This window comes from Desulforhopalus sp. IMCC35007 (assembly GCF_005116575.1).
Taxonomy (GTDB): Bacteria; Desulfobacterota; Desulfobulbia; order Desulfobulbales; family Desulfocapsaceae; genus Desulforhopalus_A.
Map to the genome: position 1 here is coordinate 20,896 of NZ_SWCN01000031.1, position 23,479 is coordinate 44,374.

General features: G+C 45.7%; 20 protein-coding genes. 12 read left to right on the forward strand and 8 right to left on the reverse strand.

From position 1 onward, the window contains the following. Positions 1 to 532 precede the first annotated feature (532 nt). The 7 genes from FCL48_RS22085 to FCL48_RS22115 all read left to right on the forward strand — a co-directional run bounded on the left by FCL48_RS22085 (position 533) and on the right by FCL48_RS22115 (position 8,932). On the forward strand, positions 533 to 1,165 hold the full coding sequence (locus FCL48_RS22085; RefSeq protein WP_136875771.1) for a hypothetical protein: 633 nt from the start codon (positions 533 to 535) through the stop codon (positions 1,163 to 1,165). A gap of 9 nt (positions 1,166 to 1,174) precedes the next feature. Continuing rightward, a complete protein-coding gene (locus FCL48_RS22090; RefSeq protein WP_136875773.1) occupies positions 1,175 to 1,456 on the forward strand; it encodes a hypothetical protein in 282 nt (93 codons plus the stop codon). Between the two features lie 117 nt (positions 1,457 to 1,573). Then, complete coding sequence (locus tag FCL48_RS22095; RefSeq protein ID WP_136875775.1) at positions 1,574 to 3,991, forward strand: hypothetical protein; 2,418 nt, start codon at positions 1,574 to 1,576, stop codon at positions 3,989 to 3,991. 68 nt (positions 3,992 to 4,059) lie between these two features. Beyond that, complete coding sequence (locus FCL48_RS22100) at positions 4,060 to 6,516, forward strand: pyruvate formate lyase family protein (RefSeq protein WP_136875777.1); 2,457 nt, start codon at positions 4,060 to 4,062, stop codon at positions 6,514 to 6,516. A gap of 18 nt (positions 6,517 to 6,534) precedes the next feature. After that, positions 6,535 to 6,975 carry a hypothetical protein gene (locus tag FCL48_RS22105; RefSeq protein ID WP_136875779.1) on the forward strand — a complete coding sequence of 147 codons (441 nt, stop codon included), beginning with the start codon at positions 6,535 to 6,537 and terminating at the stop codon, positions 6,973 to 6,975. Then, complete coding sequence (locus tag FCL48_RS22110) at positions 6,972 to 7,877, forward strand: glycyl-radical enzyme activating protein (RefSeq protein ID WP_136875781.1); 906 nt, start codon at positions 6,972 to 6,974, stop codon at positions 7,875 to 7,877. Before FCL48_RS22105 ends, FCL48_RS22110 begins: the two co-directional genes overlap by 4 nt. A 68-nt stretch (positions 7,878 to 7,945) precedes the next feature. Continuing rightward, entirely contained in the window at positions 7,946 to 8,932 is a 987-nt protein-coding gene (locus FCL48_RS22115) for a DUF6765 family protein (RefSeq protein WP_136875783.1), read from the forward strand. A gap of 118 nt (positions 8,933 to 9,050) precedes the next feature. Here FCL48_RS22115 and FCL48_RS22120 read toward each other — a convergent pair whose 3' ends face one another. Both FCL48_RS22120 and FCL48_RS22125 read right to left on the reverse strand, forming a co-directional pair. Continuing rightward, positions 9,051 to 10,118: a cell wall metabolism sensor histidine kinase WalK gene (locus FCL48_RS22120; RefSeq protein WP_169309330.1), complete on the reverse strand. Its 1,068-nt coding sequence runs from the start codon at positions 10,116 to 10,118 to the stop codon at positions 9,051 to 9,053. Positions 10,119 to 10,122: 4 nt separating this feature from the next. Continuing rightward, positions 10,123 to 10,821: a response regulator transcription factor gene (locus tag FCL48_RS22125; protein ID WP_136875787.1), complete on the reverse strand. Its 699-nt coding sequence runs from the start codon at positions 10,819 to 10,821 to the stop codon at positions 10,123 to 10,125. 234 nt (positions 10,822 to 11,055) lie between these two features. Between FCL48_RS22125 and FCL48_RS22130 the strand changes: the two genes are divergently transcribed. Beyond that, entirely contained in the window at positions 11,056 to 14,112 is a 3,057-nt protein-coding gene (locus FCL48_RS22130; protein WP_136875789.1) for a hypothetical protein, read from the forward strand. On the opposite strand, the gene FCL48_RS22135 is transcribed toward FCL48_RS22130, so the two are convergent. Continuing rightward, positions 14,101 to 14,769 carry a hypothetical protein gene (locus tag FCL48_RS22135; RefSeq protein WP_136875791.1) on the reverse strand — a complete coding sequence of 223 codons (669 nt, stop codon included), beginning with the start codon at positions 14,767 to 14,769 and terminating at the stop codon, positions 14,101 to 14,103. The two genes, FCL48_RS22130 and FCL48_RS22135, sit on opposite strands and share 12 nt — an antisense overlap. A 28-nt stretch (positions 14,770 to 14,797) precedes the next feature. Next, positions 14,798 to 15,745, reverse strand: a complete 948-nt coding sequence (locus FCL48_RS22140; RefSeq protein ID WP_136875793.1) for a LysR family transcriptional regulator — start codon at positions 15,743 to 15,745, stop codon at positions 14,798 to 14,800. A gap of 169 nt (positions 15,746 to 15,914) precedes the next feature. On the opposite strand from FCL48_RS22140, the gene FCL48_RS22145 reads away from it, so the two are divergent. Both FCL48_RS22145 and FCL48_RS22150 read left to right on the forward strand, forming a co-directional pair. Continuing rightward, entirely contained in the window at positions 15,915 to 16,622 is a 708-nt protein-coding gene (locus FCL48_RS22145; RefSeq protein ID WP_136875794.1) for a 5'-methylthioadenosine/adenosylhomocysteine nucleosidase, read from the forward strand. Between the two features lies 1 nt (position 16,623). Beyond that, on the forward strand, positions 16,624 to 17,103 hold the full coding sequence (locus FCL48_RS22150; protein ID WP_136875796.1) for an S-ribosylhomocysteine lyase: 480 nt from the start codon (positions 16,624 to 16,626) through the stop codon (positions 17,101 to 17,103). A gap of 202 nt (positions 17,104 to 17,305) precedes the next feature. On the opposite strand, the gene FCL48_RS22155 is transcribed toward FCL48_RS22150, so the two are convergent. Together FCL48_RS22155 and FCL48_RS22160 are read right to left on the reverse strand one after the other, a co-directional pair. Beyond that, complete coding sequence (locus tag FCL48_RS22155) at positions 17,306 to 17,686, reverse strand: Hsp20/alpha crystallin family protein (RefSeq protein WP_136875798.1); 381 nt, start codon at positions 17,684 to 17,686, stop codon at positions 17,306 to 17,308. Positions 17,687 to 17,723: 37 nt separating this feature from the next. Further along, the gene (locus FCL48_RS22160) at positions 17,724 to 18,170 is read right to left on the reverse strand and encodes an Hsp20/alpha crystallin family protein (RefSeq protein ID WP_136875800.1); all 447 of its coding nucleotides are present in this window, start codon (positions 18,168 to 18,170) and stop codon (positions 17,724 to 17,726) included. A gap of 781 nt (positions 18,171 to 18,951) precedes the next feature. On the opposite strand from FCL48_RS22160, the gene FCL48_RS22165 reads away from it, so the two are divergent. Further along, the gene (locus tag FCL48_RS22165) at positions 18,952 to 19,953 is read left to right on the forward strand and encodes a TAXI family TRAP transporter solute-binding subunit (protein WP_136875802.1); all 1,002 of its coding nucleotides are present in this window, start codon (positions 18,952 to 18,954) and stop codon (positions 19,951 to 19,953) included. An 88-nt stretch (positions 19,954 to 20,041) separates the two neighbouring features. Next, a complete protein-coding gene (locus tag FCL48_RS22170; RefSeq protein ID WP_169309331.1) occupies positions 20,042 to 21,928 on the forward strand; it encodes an AAA family ATPase in 1,887 nt (628 codons plus the stop codon). Between the two features lie 100 nt (positions 21,929 to 22,028). Here the strand turns inward: FCL48_RS22170 and FCL48_RS22175 are convergent, their stop codons facing one another. Both FCL48_RS22175 and FCL48_RS22180 read right to left on the reverse strand, forming a co-directional pair. Continuing rightward, positions 22,029 to 22,289, reverse strand: a complete 261-nt coding sequence (locus tag FCL48_RS22175; RefSeq protein WP_136875806.1) for a hypothetical protein — start codon at positions 22,287 to 22,289, stop codon at positions 22,029 to 22,031. Positions 22,290 to 22,461: 172 nt separating this feature from the next. Further along, complete coding sequence (locus FCL48_RS22180) at positions 22,462 to 22,902, reverse strand: universal stress protein (RefSeq protein ID WP_136875808.1); 441 nt, start codon at positions 22,900 to 22,902, stop codon at positions 22,462 to 22,464. Positions 22,903 to 23,479: the final 577 nt, after the last annotated feature.

Below are 23,479 nucleotides of genomic sequence, written 5' to 3' on the forward strand. Positions count from 1 at the left end.
TATGGGTGAATGGTGCAATATCGACACCTTATGTACCTCTTTGTCTTGAACTGCCATACATTTTTTAATGTGCCACCGGGCTTTGGCAATGAAGACCCCTTTCCCTTTGTTACATAATAATTCCGGCTGAAGTATTTTTTGCAAATAGGTGCTGAAAAAGGTACAATAAAAGTAGACTTAAACAACTGTTTTTGGGGGATTACACAGTAACAAATGGCTTTGACATGTCAGACGATATCTGCAATTGTCAGGAGTCACCAATTCCCACATTGCATGTATTGCACATATCCGTCGCTGTCACCTCATTCTCCCTACACCAGCCATTAACCCTCTACGTTGTTTTGCCACCTGCAATCTCTTTTTTAGGCAAGGATATTTCATCCTGTGGATACTTCCCTGCTGAGGAGGGGAACACAGATGAATTGCTACCTATTGAACAGCCCGACTCTCACATCTGCAGTATGGGGAGGTGCAGGAAGAAGCACAGAGTGATTAATCCAAAGTTATCTGTTTTCTTCGTAGAGGAGGAATCATGACAGGAGCAATGTCTTTATATATTCTGGCCGCACTCATCATCCTACTTGGAGGTTTATCTCTTATTCTCCAGAAGGTGTACAAGGTAGAGACCGAAAAGGGTGAGAAAACAGTTGTCGATGTCCCCTTCTTTGGAAAACTTACCACAAACTATCCTGCACTTGCCTTCGTTTTCATCGGTTCAATACTTGCCGCTTACGGCTATGACAAAGCTGTCGATTTAGAGCAATTGAAACTTGAGCAAACAATGAACTCCACCGCTGAGTGGTTTATTTCAGGACGGCTCGTCCCTCCCAAAGACCAGGTAGTCAACTTCGATCGGGGACATCTCTCCTACCAGAAGCCCAAATGTACGCCACAGGGGCCAGATATCCACGGTTTTTTCTCATATATCTGTGACATCAAAAAAGGAGTCCCGATCGAAGATGAAGTCAAACAGATCGATTTTACGCTGTGTGGAAACTGTGGGAAATCCTATTTCGCCCAGATAGATCTCAGTGGAGAAATAAAGAATTTCAAGGACAGCAAACCAAGCATCATCAAATCATTAGATGGCAATAAGATAATCTATCATGACATAACACTCACCGCCGCATCCATAGATATTGAAGCGTGTCCAACCCCAAACTAGAGGTCAATCATGAAAAAAATTGCGATTACCCTCCTCGTTCTTCAGACACTATCAACACATGCAATTGCGGATATTTTTCAAATTATCAGTGCCGAACAACAGATAAAAGCAGTCTCTGCCGTTGTTACTCATCATGACAAACATATTGGTTATACAAATAACCAGGGGATAATCATCATCAATCATCCCCAGGGGCAAAACACCTTTACGGTGATCTACATGGGAAAAAAAACCGATGTAACCCTGAATATTTCAGGCAACAACAGGATACAAACCGTCACCATCCCGTAGGGCAGGCAAGAGAACTCAGCGGCAACGTACCAATTGTAAACGCATCATTATTCAATGTTTTACATTTTGGAGATTACTTTCCACTTAACGTTTTTTGTAACTGAGGGGGAGAAACAGATGGGTATCTATCTTTCAGCAGAAAATTTTCCTTCATCGTCTTCCAGCACAGCGGATAAACTTGCAGGAGATCTGGCGCAAATCTTTGCCGAAGACTTTGGAGGCAACATTTACACAACTCTTGCCAATTACAAAAGAATTCTCTCTGACAACAAGCAGCGCCAGCTGTGGCCAGGGCTGCATAAAAAACTTGAAACGCTGTTTAAATGTGGGCGCTGTAGAACCATCAATGGCCCAATGGTTGGAGTATCCATGGGTATTCGGGATAGTGATTATTTCAGAGACGCGGCCCGGCTCTTTGACCTTGATCGCTCCCATGTCGCCAGTATCGAATGGATGTCCACCGCCTGGAATATGAGCTTTGCCTATAGTGGCCTGTGGATGGGAAAAACCTTTGAACCGGTAGACAGGCAGACTGTACAAGAAAAATGTAACGGCAATGCTGCAGTGCTGCAAAGCTATAACGAGAACACTACCCGTCTTGGCCGAAACTTCTTCCGTACCCCTCCAGATCCGACCCCTTTGCAAATCATCAGCCTGCCTACTCTCACCGTGTTGTGGAATTTAAAGGAGAGGCCTCTGGACACATCCCGGGACGATTTTGACAGCATACTTCTTCAAGAAAACCTGGCGAAGGAACTTAAGATTCCTTTTCAAAAAACCGGAGGCTATTTCTTAGGCGATCTGGGCACCTCAATTCTGCCGGAGACTGCAGAGAAACCTGTCTATCAGCTCAACTACCGCTGGCCTCGCCTTGCCCCTGTGTATCCGATGACCAGACTAATTGACGAACTCGTAGAGATAGCGGATGGCATTTATCTCGGCCAACTCATTTATGCCACCCGCCACTTCAGTCTGGGCACTATCACCTCACCACTCGGTATTGTTCTACCTGAGCATTCCATTGGTGAGCCCTATAATCCAGGAACAGGAAAAGCTGTATCACCGGCCTATTATCAATACCAGAATAACGGCTATTTTCTCATGCTGGACCCAGACAATTCTGCTGAAATATATAGTGCGGACAGTTTTTATGAAATTCGTCCACGGTCGGGAGAATTTGCCTACACCGAGCTATCACAGTCTTTAGAACCTCCCGTCAAGCCTGAGAAGCGTCATCCCCCTCACAGGCTTCAGCAGAGCTGGAAAAATGACCGCAGTCTCAGAGAAAAATTTACAACCTTTATCCTTGAACCCTCTCCGCGTCCGGACGAGCCTGATATCTGCAATGAGCTCAACGAAGGGGAGTCTATCCTGCAGATGCTCCAACGCATCAGCAATGAAATTTCAAGACAAAGTCGTCATGAAGATACACTGCGTTATTTCGAAAAATTCAATATGCTCTTTCGTCGTGGGATCGCACCTCACATCGAAAACGGTCTGTTCACGGGAAGTGGACAACAAAAATACAACCATAGACTAACAGCAGCGGCAACATCCTGGTACGGTAAGCCGGAACCCATTACAGGCCTGGACTTTTATCACGGTGCAAATCTCAATTTACACTGTGGATTTCAAGATACTTTCCGGCCTGATTTTGAAAAACAGCTGGACGACTCTCTGTTTTTCCCGGAGTTCCTTGCAGACACACTAAAATCCGCCGCCTGTCCACCAGACAACCTTCTCGATGCCATCTGGCATTCAATAGGCAAATATATATTCCCATGGGCCGGAAAATCCTTTCAAAAAATCAGTGGCCGAAAACTCAGTATGTTCCTCGATGAAAGTAAGGATCTCGCAGAGCGCTACCCTCATCGTGTTGAAGAGCTGCGAAATTGCCCTGCCAGTGCCCCCCACTACCATCTTATTCAAAAAAACAGAGATGGTTTTTGGCAGAAACCGGGAATGTTTCATGCACATCTGCAAAATGGCAGCTGGGACACAACCATGAATGACGATGATAAATTGTTCTGGCAAAAGGAGGCGGACAATAACTGGATTTACGGTACTAATCTGATGGACGAACGTATTCTCACATTCGATGGTCTGATGCATCAGATTGATATCAACTATCACCCACTCCACCCCATACTTCAAGACGCTTCAGACAAAAGTCCTTCTCCATTTTACAGACAAGGATATGTCTTTTTAGGTACCGATGACCGGGAATCGATACTGCCAATGAACAGTGGTCCAGGGCAAAAGAAAAAGGTGTTTCAATTTCACTATCGGTATCCCATGATCGGTGGTCCTATCCCCATCGGTTTTTGTCTCGATGAGTTAGTTGAAATTGCATCGGGGCTTTTTCTGGGCCAGCTCATCTATTCCACGGCCCTTGATACACCGTTTCATTCCTCTGTTGATCCGCAAAAATATAGATATCAACTCTTTGGCTACTTTCTTCTGCTCGATGCCCAGTGGCAGAAGCATCGACTTGAGATAGGGTTGGATACCCTGGATAAAGAGAGGAAAAACTAAAATATAAGGTGAATCATTTTTTCAAGCTATCAAAATAACACATATTAATTGGCCGAGGAGGAATTCTCATGACACTACTTAACCTTCCTGATTACTCTCTAGAGAACTATACCCTTGCCAGCCTGCCGCGACTTGCTGAATTACGCACACTTTCGTTGAACAGCAAACCTGCAATCTGCATAGAACGAGCACGTTATATCACCCGCTTCCTGCGAAAACATGACAAGCCTGATGATGCACCAGAGGTCCGGCAGGCAAGAGCCGTACACTATTTCCTTCGGCATAAATCAGTCCAATTTTTTGATAAAAACCTGCTTGCAGGCTCGACCACCAGTAAACCACTGGGCGCTCCGCTTTTTCCTGAATTCTTTGCCCTCTATCTTTGGCCAGAATTGGATAGCGTCAGCACCAGAGAAAAAAATCCAATGACCCTTACAACGGCTGAAGCCGATGAACTCAATTTTGAGATTTTTCCTTTCTGGATGGACCGCAACGTCATTGAGCTTGCCCGGACCCGGTTCGGCAATCCGAGATGCTTACAGTTGTTTGAAAATTTGAGTTTTTTCCTGGCTGGTAAAGCTGGTTGTATTTCCCATGCCGTCCCGCTCTACAAACCTATGCTTGAGCAGGGGCTGGAAGGGCTCATACAAATTGCACAAACAAGAAAAAATCAGCTTGCAGCAGACAACAACCCTGAAACAAAACAGCAACAGGACTTTTATGCTGCCATACAGATTGCCCTTGAAGGAATCATAATCTACGCCGAACATTTAGCCGAAGAGGCTGAAAATCTTGCTGAAATTTCAGACCAGCCTGAGATAAAAAATCATTTCGAAATGATAGCAAAAGTCTGTCGCCATGTCCCAGCAAAACCTGCAAGATCCTTTCGCGAGGCGGTTAATGCGATATGGATCTGTCAGGTAGGCATTCATGCAGAAAACATAAATATGGCCATGAGTCCCGGCAGACTCGACCAGATACTCTGGCCATATTATCAGCAAGATATAGCCAAAGGGGAACTCACTGTTGCCGAGGCTATCGAAATCCTTGGGTGCCTGTGGCTGAAACTATCCGATAACGTCACCATGGTTCCGGAAGCCTCTGAAGAAATGTTTGGCGGTGCCGGAACAGTTCCGGCCGTTACCCTTGGAGGCGTGGATAAAGAAGGCAGGGACTGCGTCAATGATCTTACCTATATTATGCTGAGGGTGACTGAACTCCTGAAAACCCGCGACCCAAATGTCAATGCCCGATACCATTACGAGGTAAACTCCCACCAATATTGCAGGCGCGTATCAGACGTTATCATCAACACCAGGGCGGTGCCTGCATTTTTCAACGATGTGAAAAACATAGAGGCACTTATGGGTCAGGGTGAAACCCTTGAACATGCCAGGGACTATGCAATAATAGGTTGTGTAGAACTGGCCAGCAGCGGCCGGGACTACCCTGCATCGAGCTCTATCATGCTCAATCTTGTCGCTTGTATGGAAATGGCAATGTATCAGGGAAAACGCCCCATCACAGAGGAGGAACAGATAGGCCCTGTCACCGCTTCGCCATCACAGATCAGCAGCTTTGAAGGGTTTTGGGAAATCTTTAAGAACCAGACCAGATGGCTCATTGACCAGGCGGTCCAGCTTAACGAAATGTTCGGTACCATCCACCAGCAGATGATGCCCTCCCCTCTTCTTTCTGCTTTTTTTGAAGGTCCGATGGAGAAGGGCCGTGATCTGATACAAGGTGGGGCAGTCTACAACTCCTCAGGTGCTACCCACATTGGCTTTGCCAACGTTGTAGATTCGCTGAATGCCATTGAAGAGGTTGTATTTAATGAAAAGAAATACACACTTGAGGAACTTTTTACTGCAGTCAGAAACAATTTCAGCGGCAGCGATGGTGAAAAAATGCGGGTTTACCTGCAAAACCGTGCCCCGAAATACGGCACCGAACACCCCATTGCCAGGAAAAACGCCCGCAACCTCACCCGCTTTCTGTTTCAGACCTATCAGAGCTACACCAACTACCGAGGTGGAAAATACCGCCCTGCCTACTGGACCATGACAAATCACGCAGGCCTTGGGGCAATCAGCAGTGCCCTGCCGGATGGACGGCGTGCAAACGAGCTGCTTGCAAGCGGTATCACTCCGGTTTCTGGTGCGGCACCCGAACTCACAACCTGTCTCAATGCAGTCGCAGAACTCGGAGGGACTGAAATCCCCGGCTGCTGGGCCCTCAACATGAAATATACCCCAGAAGAAGATACAGATGCCATGGGCAAACGTTTTGCCCAAACCGTAGAGGCCTATTTTCGTTCGGGTGGGCAGCAGGTCCAGTTCAACCTTATGACCTATGAGATGCTGCTTGATGCCAAAAAACATCCAGAAAAATATCCTGAACTCATGGTTCGGGTTTCAGGCTACTCTGCCTACTTCAAGCATCTCAACGAACACATGAAAGATGAGCTGATACACCGTACCCAGTACAATCTTACAAACGGTCATGCCGTTGACTTCCCTGAGTAGCAGATAAAGGAGCTTACAATGATCGAACTGATCCAAGAGCAGGTTTACCAGGGACTTTGGCGGCAATTAAACAACTGCATCGAATCAGAAGTTGCGGAAGAATTCCTCCAGACCCTGCTTACTCTGATGAAAATCATGTTTGTAATTCAGCCCGATTACAGACGCAATATCGTCAATTTTAATGGCCGATACCAGTTTGCAAGCAAAGATGGTGAGGTAACAGTAGCTGCTATTTTTGGGAAAAACCGCATGAAAGTCGTTGAAGGGACAATTAAGGATCCCAACATCACTGTCACCTTTCGCAGCGGCAAAGCCCTGCTGAACTTTTTACTCTCACCAAAACAGGATATCCTTATCTCCATGCTCAACCGTGAGATCCAGACCAATGGGAACTTAAATTATATTTCCAAATTTGGCTATATGAGCAAACGCTTACTCCAGCTCATGCCCAGGTTATGACAACTGCAATAATCGGCAGCATTGGCCGCTATTCAATTCATGACGGCCCGGGAATTCGGACCACTCTTTTTTTCAAAGGGTGTCCCCTGTCCTGTCTCTGGTGTCACAACCCTGAATTTCAGGAGCACTACCCGGAGATTTCGTTTAATAAAAAATCTTGTATCGGTTGCGGAGACTGCGCCGCTGCCTGTCCCGTAGACGCTATCACCGTTGAAAGCATCGCGCGTATTGACCTTTCTCTTTGCACGTACTGCATGGCTTGCATTGAGGTCTGTCCATCAAAAGCTCTGCAAAAAGTGGGTGTGGAATACCATCTTGACGAGCTAATGGAAATACTTCTGCGTGACCAGAATTATTACCTGACTTCAGGGGGTGGGGTGACGCTTAGTGGCGGAGAACCCACCAGCCAAATGGATTTTTCACTCGAATTAACACTGAGCCTGCACAAAAAAAAGATCCATACAGCCATAGAGACCTGCGGGTTTTTTAATTGGAACGACAAAGCTCGACAATTGTTTGAGACCCTTGATCTGATTTACTTCGATGTAAAAAGAGTTGATTCAAAAGAACACATACGGTGCACCGGTCAGGATAACAGTCTAATCATTGAGAACCTGCAGCGACTCACAGGTTTATACAAAGAGAAGCTCATTGTCTCCATCCCAATTATTCCAACATACACGGCAACCACGACAAATCTTAGACAAATAGCTGAGCTGCTTGAGGAGACAGGTGTAACCCGGGCTCGGCTTCTGCCGTACCATCCCTTTGGTCTGCATAGTCAGATGATCACCAGAAAGCCAGCATCACAACCACAATTACCAGACAAACCTATGAACCATAAGGAGCTACGCCAATGGCAGAATCTACTTGAAGGATACAGTTTTGAGGTAATAAACTGAGGAATTTTCATGAATAATCATCAGGTTTTTTGGCAGGCCAATACAAAGATATCATAAGAGGGCTAAACATGGATACTGAATTTCATTATTACATTACTGGAATTATCGCCCACGCTGCAGGTTTCAGCCAGAAAGACGCCACCAGGATTGCATGGGCCAGTGAATTTACCGATGAAAACGATGAGGTTGTCCGGGTTCAGAACCGGAACAATGACGAGATATATGAAAACTATATCTCGCAAACAATGAATATCCTGAAACCAAAACATACATTGATGAGGATATACCCAATTTTCCATTTTGTTCCAGGCGAACCCAACGACCCGAATGCCAGGAGAAGAGATGGGAAAATGCATATACTCAACACCACACCCGATAATGGCCTGGCTGGTCTGCTTTTCGATGAAGCTCTCAACAATTCTTCAGAAACCAGGTTGTACAGAATCGGCATTGCAACCCATGCCTATGCTGATACCTGGGCCCATCAGAATTTTGTTGGCTGGTATGATTATTTCAACAATATTGCTCTGGACCCAAAACCAGACATCGGACACGCTGATGCAGAACACCATCCCGACTGGATCGCTCACCGCTGGGATGACAACCGACTGGTTGATGGTCAGGTTGACAATACCAGGCGTTTTCTTCAGGCAGCAGAATGTATCTACCAACGGTATCGCAACCACTTGCAGACCAAAGCTATTGCGGCCAATCTTTCCTGGAGTGAATTACAATCAGATCTCTATGGTGCCATGGGTGGTACCACCTACTCCGGCTGCAAAAACATAAACGAGAAGATACGCCTGCAAGCCTACAAAAAACTCGCCCCCTGGTTAAAAAATTTCAATAAAAATAGTTGGAAACAAGAGGCCATGCAAGGCAGCATTCTTGAATTACTTACCGACAACTGCTGGTATGCATGGAGGGAGGACGTCGATTATGAGAAGACTAACTGGTACTGTTTTCAGGAAGCGGTAAAAGAACATCAGGCCACGGCAATGAAACACCTTGAACCAACTTTTTCACAAATGGGAATCGATCTTCATATTGTCTAATAAGGGCTGTCGTCCCCTCCCACTCCAGAGGGGACAAAAATAATAAGGCATACCATCAAGTTGGATTTTATCTGTAAAAGCTGCGATCAGGATAACACCTTCAAGAACTTTGGTACTGTCAAACAGGCAGGGTAAACCAGATATGGGTTTCTTCGGGCCGACTCTCTGCACCAACCTGACCGCCATGGGCTTCTATGAGTTCTCTGGTTATGGCAAGACCGATGCCTGCACCTCCCGCATCCCTTGATCGGGAGCGATCCGCCCGGAAGAACCTCTCAAAAACATAGGGGAGGTCTTCTTTTAATATCCCCGGGCCACTGTTTTGAAAGTCCACCTTGATCCCTGAGTTAACCGCTGCAACAGATATTGTTACCTGGCCACCAGCAGGAGTGTATTTCCAACAGTTCTCCGTCATATTTCTAAGAGCCTGCAGCACTTTATCCGGGTCCGCCGCCACCATCACATCCCTTGCATGATCTGAAATAAACACCCCGATATTTTTTGCTCTGAAATTTGGTTCCTGCAATTCCACCATCTGCTGCACAAGCTCTCCAAGGTTCAGTTTTTCCCGTTTCAAATAGGCTCTCGCCGCATCTGCCCTGGCGAGTTGCTGAAGATTTTCGACCAGATGAACAAGCCGCAGATTTTCCTGCTGCAACATCTGAAAGGTCTCTGTTGTGGGGGGAATGATACCGTCGTGCAGGGCCTCGAGATATCCGCGGAGATTGGTGAGCGGGGTACGCAACTCATGGGCAACATCGGCCACCATATTTTTCCTCAACTGCTCAATCTGCTCCAGACTGTCTGCCATTTTATTAAAGGCAACCGCAAGCTCGCCCACCTCATCATTTGTTTTGACTTTCGTCCTTAAACTAAAATTTCCAGCGGCAACTTCCTTGGTGATTGCCGTCATCTGGGAAAGCGGCCGCAGCACTCTTCGAGTAAGAAGGTAGCTGAGCACAATCGCGAGGCCCAAGGCGGCAAGACTTGCCCAGACCAGGTAATAATGAATCGACGTGAGAAACATCTGATGGATCTCATCCGGTGAGACATCATAGGTTTCCATGAGCGCCATGAAATAGTTGGCGGCAAGCTTATCGACGGCAAACCAGACAATGAGAAAAATGACCCCAATAACGGGGAGAATATTGGTCAGGAGCAGTTTCCAGAGCAGCCGGTTTTTCATCCAATCAGTCCTCGCTGCCATCTGCAAAGCTATAACCAAAACCCCGAACCGTAATGATGTATTGTGGCTTTGATGGGTTTTCTTCAATTTTTTGCCGTATCTTACCCACATGCACATCAATAACCCGTTCAACCACCGTCTCCCCATGCTCATAAAAACGGGCCAGCAACCGTTCTCTTGAAAAGACCTGGCCGGGCGAACGCATCAGGATATGTAGAAGCTTATATTCAGAGGTTGTGAGATTTATATTTTTCCCCGCAAGGGTCACCTTGAATTTACCGGGATCAAGCACCAGGTCTTTATGGCAGAACACCTTATCACGAGCCGGAAGCCTGGGTTGAGTGCGACGCAGGATAGCTTTGACCCGTTCCACCAGTTCCCTTGGACTAAAAGGTTTCACCACATAGTCATCCGCCCCTAATGAGAGACCAAGAATTCTGTCTATCTCTTCTTCACGGGCAGTCAGCATGAGGATAGGAACATCAGAGAACTTTCGGAGTTCCCGGCATATCTCCCAGCCGTCGACCTTGGGCAGCATCACATCCAGTATGACAAACCCAGGTTTTTTAAGGCGCGCAAGCGTCAGTGCGTGCTCACCATCATAGGCTGCAATTGTGGAAAAACCTTCTTTTTCAAGATAGGTTGTAACCAGTTTCGAGGTGTTCTTATCATCCTCAACAATCAGGATTGGACGTTCCAGCATCGCCAAGTCAGGCTCCTTTACTGAGGTTGTCTACGTTACATGTTACATTTTCCTAGCAAAAAGACTATATTAAGCCCAAATATTGAAGTAAAATTCTTTACCTTCATAAATTTATAACCATCTTATCACAACAGGACGGTATCCTTTTCAAATAACAATCTTTCTTTTTAGCATCCACCTGCATGCGAAAACGATGCTAACACGCCGACAACGTACCCTGAGGAGCTAAAGACGATGGCACAATCAAAAAAAGTTCTGCTACAATCCCCTCTGCTTAAAATTGGCCTGGGAGTTCTGTTTCTCCTCCTGCTCGGTCTGGTTTTTCTACCACAAATCTGCTCAACTTCCTGGGTGAATAATCAGGTTAAAAACCTTATCAACACAAGAATCCCAGGTAACCTCAACTTTTCTCAGCTGACCCTCTCCTGGCTCAAAGGCGTACAGATTGGTGAAGTGAAATATGAGGATCCTGCCCAGGGAGTCAATTTTACAGCCGATACAATTACCACAAGTAAAGGCTTGCTGGCCCTTGCCACAGATTATACAGATGTCGGAATAGTTGATATCAAAAGGCCTCAAGCCACAATAATCTTACCAACGGACAAAAAAACCACTACAGCGGACACGGCCTCGACAGAAGTGGTAAAAGAAACAATAGAGCTTGAACAGGCGGGCGACCAGAAAACGAAAGACAGCCAGAGTTCCACTGTGCTTCTGCCACCCGTCAATGCTGAGCTTAATATTACTGATGGAAGCCTGCTTACCATCGGCCAGGATAACCTTAAAAAAACAGTCGTCAAAGACCTGAATCTGCTGATTAAGATCAATGGCGACACCAAAATAATCGATTACCAGCTCAGTTTTCAGGATGATCCCGGAACAGGCCGGATCACAGGTGAAGGTCATGTTCTGCTGCCCCAGGAACTCGCCGAGTCCTTGGATGCTCTCCAGTCAAAGGCAGATCTCAAAATTGAAAACTGGCAGATAGAAGACCTGCTCGCCATTGCAGCCAAACAGGCAAATATTCCAAACGGAAAAGGCACCATCAATGGACTTTTTCAGATTTCTGGTAAAGGGACGTCTTCAATTGGCCTAACCGGAAACCTTGCTGTCCGGGATTTATCTCTGCAGGATGGTCCCCTCAAGTCAGACACACCGTCAATAGATCGCATAAATGTCGATGTAACCGTACAAAAAAACCAGGACATCCTAACAATAGAAAAATTACAGTTTCAATCTCCACTGTTGAATGGCTCGGTCACAGGAAGCTTGGTAGGAGAGAAGGTTCAGACTATCAAAGCCCAGGCTCAGGTAAATGGTGCCGAGCTACTTTCTCAATTCCCGGCAACCCTCAACCTCAAAAAAGGAGTGAGCCTCTCTGAGGGAATGATAGATCTAACAGCAGATCTTTCTACTGAAGGCACGTCCACCATATTTCTGGCAAACGCCAACCTTAAACGACTGGCCGGGATCGCGGAACAGAAAAAGATCACCTGGGACAAACCTGTGAAAATTACCGTTCAAGGCAGGCAGAGCCCCGACACCCTTAGCCTTGATATGCTCAACGTCGATTCATCCTTTCTGCAGGCAAGTGGTAGTGGAGACAGCCAAAACATCAAGCTTCATCTTTTTTCAGATATCGGAACAGCACTCAGTGAATTTGAAAAATTTATCGATCTGGACGGGTGGGCGCCTGCTGGTAAATTAGCCATTGACGTAAATGTGACAGATGCGGGTAAAGAAAAGCGTGCGGTAACAGCAGATATCAAAGTGGATAACTTCAAACTGAGCCACAATGGAGTAGTCCTGAGCCCGGTTGCCCCCCTCACCACCAGGATTACAAGTGAAGTGCAGCTCGATCCTAAGATGAAGCCCACCTCCCTGTTTAACAGTACAATTGATTTTTCTTCCTGGCAGGGCAACGGAACTATTGCAGTGGAAAACATTCGTCTTAAAACAGCTCAAACGCCAGGCGCTGTTACCGCAGGGCAACTCAAAGGCAGCTTTGACTTTGAGCGTATCACAACCCTGCTCCACGCCCTTGACTCACTCCCTGCAGAGCAAAGGCTTGCAGGAGCACTTGATCTTTCCATCAATATAGATGGCGAGCTGGAAAAACCAGCCATAGCCCTCACGGCTGATATCCATCCCCTGACCTTTCACAATGGAGAGAAGACAATAACCGAAGAAAATGTCCAATTCGAACTGGAAGTTTTGGCTGATCTGGTTGCAAAAAACTACACCATCAAAAATTTCAAACTCAATTCCAAGCCACTGATCCTAGAAACCAGCGCGACCCTTCTGCCAGAAAACAAGGAGCAGATGATCTCCGCTAAAGGCACTACGAGCCTTGATCTCGCTTTGATCGGCGAGATTTTGAATTCTTTTGCAGAGCTTAAACTGACCATGGGTGGCGTCTCCAATACCCCATTTGATCTGCAGGCACGTACAACAGCAGGGAAGTGGGTAGAGATACCAAAACACAGTATTTTTGCGACCGCATTAAAAGCCGATACCATCAGAGGATATGGACTCGATATTCAGTCGCTCAGTCTGCCGCTGCAACTGAAAGACGCGCTTGCAACAATAGATATGAAGGCCACGGTCAACAAAGGGGCACTCACGGTCAAACCTGCCATTGATTTTACAGGAACCTCCCCCGTTATCACCCTGCCGGAAAACAGTATGATTCTGGATAAAGTCGGCCTCACGGGAGAAATGTCCAACGATCTGCTGGCCAAAGTCCACCCGTTATTCAAAGGTGCCTCGGTGGCCCTTGGAACCATCAATCTGGAAATGGAGCATCTCAAAGTACCCACCGACAAGAAGCTGCAAAAAGATATTACCTTTCAAGGAACCTTCACCTTTAATGATGTGAAGCTGCAGGCCGGAACTCTACTCACCCCACTTCTTGCTGTCATGAAGGTTGACGAAAATGAAATACGACTCTCCGACACACCGATGACCTTTGTCGGAAAAGATGAACGTATTACCTGCTCACCCCTTGAAGCTGTCATCAACGAACATTCTCTTATCATGGAAGGCTCAATCGGCTTTGATCAGAGTCTGGACTATACTGCAAAGATCCCAATTACCCGAAAGATGGTCGGCGGAGATGTATACAAATATCTGGAAGGTACTTCTATCACTGTTCCGATAACAGGCACTGTTTCAAAGCCCTCAGTCAGTGACAAGGTTATCCAGAGGGCCCTTGGCGATCTTATCAAAGAGGCAGGGAAAAAACAGCTGAGCGATCAGGCTGGAAAGCTGCTGCAGAAGCTATTTCAATAGAATGAGTAATCCATCAACAATGCCATGGCATTTGCAGGCAGTACCGATGAGGAGCGGCTGTTGTGGTAAGGCCTCTACTTCTGCCAGCAGATGCCATAAATCCTCAGGGTAAAAGCCGCCAACTCCCGGCGCAAACTGTCGGCTACGCAGGATGACCGGTGTAAAACCTGCCAATTTGAACTGTTTCAGATAGCTGTACAATGGGGTGGACCGAGGTTCCCCCGTAACCGTGCAGGTTTGTTCCGGTTCGGGGCAGTTCTCCGGGCAGAGAAAGTCCGCATAGGAAACCGCAATTTGCCCTGGTCCGGTACGAAAAGGATTTGGCAGCTGGTTGAGCAACTCATCTTGTAAGGCAAGATTTTTTACCAGAAAGTTGGTCTCGGCCAGTTTTGCTTTCAACCATTCCACTGCGACGTGTTGCGGAATAGCCGGGACAACCCTGCTGACATAGGCACCTGCAACAAAGTTTTTTGTAAACCAGTCAACGGCATCGGCGCAGATAGTCTCGATCCCTTCAAGCCCTTTTGTAAGCTCAGGTCCCGGCCTGTTGTCAATGACCACGATGGCTGGCTGAGGCGTCAGCCGTCGTAAAAGTTTGGCGGCACGAAGACCAAATTTTCCACCGCCTAGAATCCAGATAGTCTCTCGGGACTGCATCTTCTTGTCTCCTTTTCTTCCAGCGGCCTTAGCCGCGCAACTGTCTCAGCAAAGATGGATTTCTCCCCAGCTCCTTGACCAGATGTGTCTGGAAAGCGGTTTCTGTGATTGTCTGTTTTTTATCCCTAAATCGCACACAGGCAATGGTGTTTTTAAGTTTTTTTGAGGTAATTGTGATTGGCACAATCGCCCCCTCTGCAATCTGCTTTCTCATAAGATGACTTACGGTAATACCAAGGCCAAGATCTTCTTCTATGGCAGCAATGATCGCCTGGGCACTGTCCACTGTAAATGCCACTTTCAGCTTTGAAGGTGTGGTACCATAATGCAGGTCAAACCAGCTGAGAAGAAGTGCCGGATCACGCTTGTAGGCAATAAATTCCAAGCCCACAAGAGTGTCGAAACTGGGCTTTACAATATAACGGTTATAATACCTTTCAGAGCAGGCGAGGACAAATTCCTCACAGACAACAGTATCAATAGTGTAAGATGACACCCCACCTGGAGTGTCTATAAAAATGGGTAAGATATCAATATAGGCAAAATCCAGATTCCCCTCTGCAACCATGGAAAAAAGGTGCTTTGGGTCGCCCAGCTCCAGATACAACGATACATCAGGATACGCTCTTTTAAAACTTGCAAAAATCAGGGGAATATAATTTTTACCAAACTCGGAAGGAGCACCAATACGAAGAAGCCCTGCTGGTCTTTCAGTTGTCTCATGTATGGTTTGCACCCCATATTCCAGCTCAACCATAAAACCTTTTACAATTTCATAGAGCTTTATCCCCGCAGCAGTTGGAACTAACCGTCGCTTCACCCGGGTAAACAATACTGCCTGCATCTCCTCTTCCAGTTTTTTCAGGTGCTGACTGACCCCTGACTGGGTGATATGCAGTTGCCTGGCCGCAGCTGTACTGCTTTGTTCGTTGTAAATATGATAAAACACCTTTAACCTGTTGAAATCCGGCAGCATTATCGTATTCCTCTACACCTTATTAAAGAAGCTAAACTAACTAAAATCATCAGAAGTAGTAATTTTACTAATTACACTTTCCGGTTTACTATGGCAACCATTGATTACAGCTCGGTTGAACGTGAGCTTACCGAACGTAGATACAACAAAACTGGAAGGATTTAGCGGATTGAAAATTGGAATTATAGCGGCAATGGAAGAAGAACTTTCTCTGCTTGTTGAAGAAATCGACCGTTGTATAACAGTAAACTTTGGTCAATTCACCTACTACACCGGTCGGGTGGGCGAAACAGAGGTCGTAGTGTTTCTCTGTGGGATCGGCAAAGTAAATGCTGCGGTTGGCGCAACGCTACTGATAGATAAACTGGCACCTGACTACCTCATAAATACCGGTGTTGCAGGAGGCTTCCCTGAAAACCTCAATATTGGAGACATCGTTATTTCGAGCGAGGTCCGTTACCATGACGCAGATGCCACGGCATTTGACTATGAATTCGGACAAATCCCTAAAATGCCAACGGCCTACAGGGCAAGCCAATATCTTATGGATATGGCATGCAGGACCACCTTTGAAGATGAATCAGTAAAAATTCATCAGGGAACAATTCTTTCAGGAGATTCCTTTGTCCATCAACCTGACCAGATAAATAAAATTCTGGGGAATTTCCCCGAGGTAATGGCTGTGGAAATGGAAGGTGCGGCAATTGCCCAAACAAGCTACCTCTTCAATGTTCCTTTCGTATTGATACGATCGGTTTCAGACAAAGTATACGAGCATGGGAGTGTCGGCAACTACAGCGCCTGCATGGCAAGAGTGGCAGAAAATTCAGTCAAAATGGTTTTACACCTTTTGAAAAATATACAAGAGAGTGCCTGAAATGGAAAAGATAGCAAGTTTTACCATCGATCATACAAAGCTCAAAAGAGGAATTTATGTGTCCAGAAAAGACAGTATCGGCACAGAAACGGTAACAACCTTTGATCTGCGACTCAAAGAGCCCAATACAGAAGCCGCTCTGACCTCTGCCGCGGCCCATACCATAGAACATATCGCAGCAACATTTCTCCGGAACCATCCTCTCTATGCCAATAAAACAATCTACTTCGGTCCAATGGGCTGTCTGACCGGATTTTATCTCCTGCTTGCAGGTGACCTGCAATCCCAGGAGATCATCCCCCTGATGGTGGAACTATTCCAGCATATATCTGATTTCAAGGGTGCTATTCCAGGAGCTTCCGCTATAGAATGCGGCAATTACAAACTGACGGATCTTACCGGAGCACGGCAGGAAGCTCGTAAATTTACCCGTGAGATACTCACAGAAATCGACTCAACTCATCTCTTCTACCCCAAATAAGTTGAAAGCCAGTAAAAATGCCCTCCGCTTTAAAGCTACAGAGAGCAAAGAGAACCAGACCAGATCTCATGGTCGAATCGTCTGACTTAAAAAAAAAGAGGGTAACCGATGCACCCTGGTACCCTCTTTTTTTACTACCCTTTCAGCGGAAATCTTACACTCAACTCACAACATGTTTCGTCAACCTGCAACGACTCTGATTTTAACTGATTTGAATTGTTCTCGGTTTAGCTGACTCCGCTTTTGGCAGGTGCAACTCAAGTGTTCCATCCTTGAGCTCCGCATGTACCTTTTCTACATCAATTGTCTGCGGCACAGAAAACACTCTGCGATACTCGACATCATCAAATTCCTGCCAGTTTCTGGCCCCCTTCGTCTCAAGGTGACGCGCTCCGGATACCTCAAGTTTGCCGTTGTCGATGTTCACATATATTTTTTCTTTAAGCACCCCTGGCATGTCCGCCTTGAGAAGGATTTCATGATCATTCTCAAAAATATCGACAGCGGGTGCTACTGTCAGCAAGTCCGGACGTTTTTCCACCATGTCCTCTGTTCTTTTGGTAAGTTCGGTATTCGTGCTCATTGTTCTACCTCCGTCTTCTGTCTGTAATTGTAACGGGTTAGTTGATTGAAATTTGTTTTGGTTTTGCAGATTCTGCCTTTGGTAGAATCAAGGTGAGCAAGCCATCTTTCAAGACGGCCTCAACCTTGTCAGCATCAACCTCAGCCTCAAGGGTAAAACTACGGGTAAAAGACGAAGAATCCCGCTCAACTCGTTGCGCTGTAAAACCTTCAGGAACAACAGCTTTGCGCACGCCACTCAACTCGAGGTAGTTTCCCTGGATTCTGATACTGAGATCTTCTTTTGCTACGCCTGGAAGTTCAGCCATTACCTGAAAAGAGTCTCCGTTGTCATACATATTTGTTCTGGGAAAGCCACCCACAACTCTCCAGCCGGAACCTTCGCCATAGGATCTGTCCAGTCCCGTACCGAGCCGATCCATCTTACCACGAAGTAAATCCATTGTTGCAAACATACGATCAAGATCACTGATTCTTGTCCACATGACTATCCCTCCTGTTTTATCTTTTTCTGTTTTACATCCCGTCTCAATAGAACGATATTTATAAATTATCCCAGTTACCTTCATGCAAGCACCCCAGACAGGCCTGCAGAAAATTTCGTTCCACCTCATTTCCTGCCAAGAAAAATAATTACACATAAATTCCATGTCAATTCACGCAATGTATTTTTTTACATTTTTATTATTTATTACTATATGACATTTTAACTTATGAGTAACTTGACCAGTCATTTTATAAATATGGTGTTATTTCAGGATGATAAATCGTGATCTTCTTTACACGTTTTCACAGCGCATTTACAATTACACGGGCCGGCAATAAAAAGTTCTGCTATTGATAGTGGAATTGAAAGGCCAGAGCCTACGAAAGATAGCTCTATTGAAGACAGTCCAAAGAACGCCACTGATAAAACTGCACAGAAAACCAACAGCTTCAGGAGCCTATACTCAGGCCAGAATATGCAATTCTGGAATAAAGGCAACGAAGCAGTATTGACACGACAAGGCAACAACTACAACTGGTCAAAAAACCTTAATATTCAAATTTTTATCCTGTGTAGACTCAGTCGGTACAACAAGTTCACAGTATGGAGGCCTATAATCCTCTGCCCTCCTCTATTCCCCTGCGGGTTTTAAAGCCGCTAAAAACAATTGAAAACGATTCACAATCTCGTTAGGATAATAAAGATATTAAAATTTCGTATCTGTCTTCTCGTATTCTCTAGGAGAAGGCATCATGTTATTATCCAGGGAGACCTCTACAATGACACGAATCTTTTCAACGGCACTTTTCATATTTCTCTTCACTTCGTTTTCAGTATTCACAGTATGTTCGGCAAATGCAGAACCCGTAAAACTGACCCCTATGGGCATGATGACCGGTGGGCCTCAGGGAACATATTATCAGTTTGGCTTAAACCTCAAAGAACTCATGAGCCATAATGGTATTGACCTCTCTGTTTTCAATTCAGATGGCTCTGTTTCCAATGTGTATGCAGTGTACAAACGACCGCGAACCCAGATGGGAATTGTCCAGTCCGACGTACTCGCCTTCGTGGCCAAGATTGAAACCGATCCTGAATTACAAAAAATTGCCCGGAAAATGAAGATGGTTTTTCCTCTTTATAATGAAGAGATTCATCTGGTTGGCAAAAAAGACATCACAGGTTTTGACGATCTTCAGGGCAAAAATGTTGCTATCGGTCAGGAAGGAAGTGGAACCTATCTGACGGCCAAACTACTCTTTAAAGTTTCTGGTATACAGCCGTCTAATATGGTTACGGTTGGAACAACTGACGCTCTGGAACAACTCAAAGCGGGCACAGTGGATGCGATGTTCTATGTAGCCGGCTATCCCGTTAAGCTGTTTAGTGAACAGATCAGCGATGCGGACAATCTCCACGTGGTACCTATTGAAAACCAGGCGATTGTTGATTTTTACCCCGAGGGTGAAATCCCCGGAGCCACGTATTCCTGGCAGCCGGAACCTGTTAACACGGTCGCAGTCAAAGCCGTACTGGTATCGTATGATTTTCGTAACGCTAACTGCAGAAATGTTGGAAGCTTTGCAACTCTGCTTCATGATAACCTTCAGTGGCTGAAAGAAAACGGACACCAGAAGTGGAACTCCGTTGATCTGAATTACCCATTAAAAGGCTGGGAACAATACGATTGTGTAAAAAACCGATTGAATAAAAATATTACACGGCCTACAACTATAAAAGACGACAATCCAATTTTAGAAGCGATAAAAGAAATGTTATAGGTAACCTGATCTGACTGAGCAGTACTCCAGAAACCAGGTTATTTTTCATCCCAGCGAACTGGAATACTTAATGCCGAGGAGTCCGGCTATGTATCTTTCCTACTACAAACTCAACAAAAATCCTTTTGAGATAAGCACTGACCCAAGCTTTCTCTGGCTGGGGGAAAAGCATAAAGAAGCGTTATCAATCCTTAAATACGGCGTGACAAACGACAAGGGATTCCTCCTGCTCACCGGGGATGTCGGCACAGGAAAGACGACACTGATCAATGCCTTTATAAATATTTTAGGAAATGATGTTATAGCTGCGCGAGTCTCTGATCCGGGACTGACAAAACTCGAATTCATGAAATACGTCGCTCAGATGTTCAAAATAGATACCGATTTTGAACGTAAGAGTGAGTTTCTTCTGCTTTTCACTCAATTTCTTGAGCAGGCGGAGTCCGACAATAAAAAAGTCATTCTGATCATCGATGAAGCGCAACAATTATCCGATGAAACCCTTGAAGAAATCAGGTTGCTTTCAAATATTGAGAGGCAAGATAGGAAATTATTCACTATCCTGCTGGTGGGGCAAAACGAGTTCAACGAAACCCTCGGAAAATACAAGAACAGAGCTCTACGGCAACGCTTAACCATTAGTTACACACTGACGCCTTTTAATGCCGAAGAAACCAGAGCCTGTGTTGAATACCGCCTCGCCGTGGCTGGGGTTAAAAAAGAGATCTTTACCCCCGCAGCCATCGATGCCATTCACTCCATCTCCATGGGATTTCCCCGGGTCATTAACATTATTTGCGACCATGCCCTGCTGCTTGGTTATGTGGAGGAACAGGAGATCATTTCTGAGGAGATGATTGGTCGATGTTCAAAAGAGCTCCACCCTGCCCACTTCCCTGCCTCCCATGAGAAAAATAGTTTTTTCAATACAAACAATGAATGGCTCGAAGAATCTGAGATTCCACCTCTGTCCATTGAGGCGATTGAGAGGGCATCAAAACCACTCCCTGATCCTGAAATAATGCCAAGGCCGGAGACAAAAAGAAGAAATCTGCTCTCTCGGGCAATTGTGCCAATCTTTGCCGTCGCGCTCGTATTTGCCGCATTTCTGGTATTTAAAGGAGATACATTTAACTCCATCATACAGATCTTCACACAAAAAATCAGTGAAACAATAGCCGCTCCATTGCAGAAGGGCCAGACAGTTGCAGTGTCACACCCTGACCGCACGAGCTCTGAACCACAAGAAAATACAGGACCAGCTGAAAGCACCGAAACGACAACACTATCCCCTGAAAAGCAGACTGCAGGACAGCAGGAAGCAAAAGTACAGGAAACCAACAAGGTTGATCTTGTCGACCGGAAGGTTCCCAAGATTCAAACGGCTCCACCACCTCAAAAGCCCTCAGGGATAAGAACACCTCAAGCACCTCAATTAACTGGGAAAACTGCTACCCCAGAAGTCATGGTTGAGAAAACTCCGGCTCCCGGTAAAGAGCAAGTTGAGGCATTAGCAACTCCGACATCGCCAGCCATTATCTCAGGGCAACAGAACAGTTCTGTCACCAATTCCATTGAGATGACAATAGAAGTACCTAAGGATGTGCAGGAAAAAACACCAGCTGAGGTGGAAATATCCCAGAAAGACGGGCAGGAGTTAATGACACAAGCTCAGAAAGATCCGGAAAAACTTCAGGATGTTTCGCAACAGTCACAGCCCGTCACACCACAACCACCGTCCATGCCCGACCTGGCTGCAGCTATAGCTACAAATACCGGCACCCAAGAGAGTCAGGGAGAGGTCGCCAAACCTGCACAGGAAACATCCCAGGTCATAGAACCACAAACAGCTACAGATGATGTAATCGCAGAAGCCGAAAAAACTGCGGCTCCACCTAAAAAGGTGAAGCCTGGGGGCAATGAGGATCCGGGCGCCATCATAGACTGGCTCCTCAAAGCCAAACAGAACCAGTAAATGAGATAAAAAATTACATCACAGTAGCATCACGTTGTTCATATGGACCCAGAAGGGCCGTATCTGTGCAAGCTCGTAAAAGCCATACTCGAATACAGTCTTATTGCGATAATCGCTCAGAAATACGTTTGTAGGTCTCTTTTAGCTCTTCACCCACAATTTTTGTTTTAGCAATGAGGTCCTCGGATGTTTCCACGGCATCATCGGCTATTTCGGAGGCCTTTGCCTTCAACTGCTGCCATTTTTTCTCCGCCTCACTGAATTCTTCCTTTCCCTCCATTGAGGCCAGGTGCATTCTTAACTTCAACTCGTCTCGTTCCGTTTTCAGTCTTTCCACAAGTTTGTTCAATTCTTCTTTCATATGAAAACACCTCCCTGTACATTATTCTTCTCCACCTCACCATGAAGGACTGACAGCTCAGGTAAACCAAGCTTGAAAATCTACATAATCATACAACAGCTGCAACCACGACCCAGGCTATGGGGAACACCCCATAGCCCATTATGGTTGTACCATATATTTGAGGCTGAAATTATTTAAACGGATTCATGACCAATATCGGACACTCTGCCTTTCTCACGACTCTCTCCGCAACACTTCCCAGTAAAATTTTTTCCAACCCCTTCGCGCCATGGGTACCTATGATAATTAAGTCTGATTCTTTTTCTTTGGCGCAGGCAAGGATCTTGTCGACAGGATCACCAGAAATAACCTCACCTGTACATCCGGCAGATTTTTCTGTCATATCTGTAATGAGATTTGACATTCTCTCTTTAGCCGCACTACGAAGGTTTTCTTCGCAATCCTGAGGGAAGGGAACACCAAACATGGCATCACCTGGATACATATTCAGGACATGAATAAAATGCACCTTGGATGCCAGCTTATTCGCCATAGAAATAGCATAGTCGACAAGGCCATCGGTCGCTTCTGAGAAATCTACGGGAACAACAATTTTATTTGTTACTTTCATCGTCAATCCTCCTTCTAATTTATTGAACAACAAAGCCTCCACCTTACAACAAACCTCCTACTCTAATTCAGCACAAACTATGCCATATACTAGTCAAAAAGATGATGAGATGACTTCATGTCCGAGCCCTGAAAACAGAGTTGTGCAACCCAGCCTCCAGTACTGGGAGAGCTGTGGGATTATGGAAACAAAATGAGGACAAAACTCTACTCCGGTCATCTTTCTATTCTCTACAGAGGAAAACAATGTCATGCAGAATTTCTCACTATTGATCTGCAAATTTTTGCAGATCAATAGTGTTTTTTTTGATTTAAGCGTGCAGCAACATGGTCATGTTTATGTTGAGCGAAGAAGTCTGATATGGTCAAAGATCATTTCCAATCTGTAAGAAATGATACGACCTGTTTTCATGAAACCAGCAATTATCCCAATAATGAGAGCGCTTCAATGGATAAAGCAACATTCTTTCTGTAAATTCGGCTAACCTTTCGTGTTTATTTAAAGGCCCGAGTAGTGCAGCTATCTCAAAGTGTCAAGACCAAGGCGAGTGCTCGTTCCTCGCAGCCTTGACACTTTG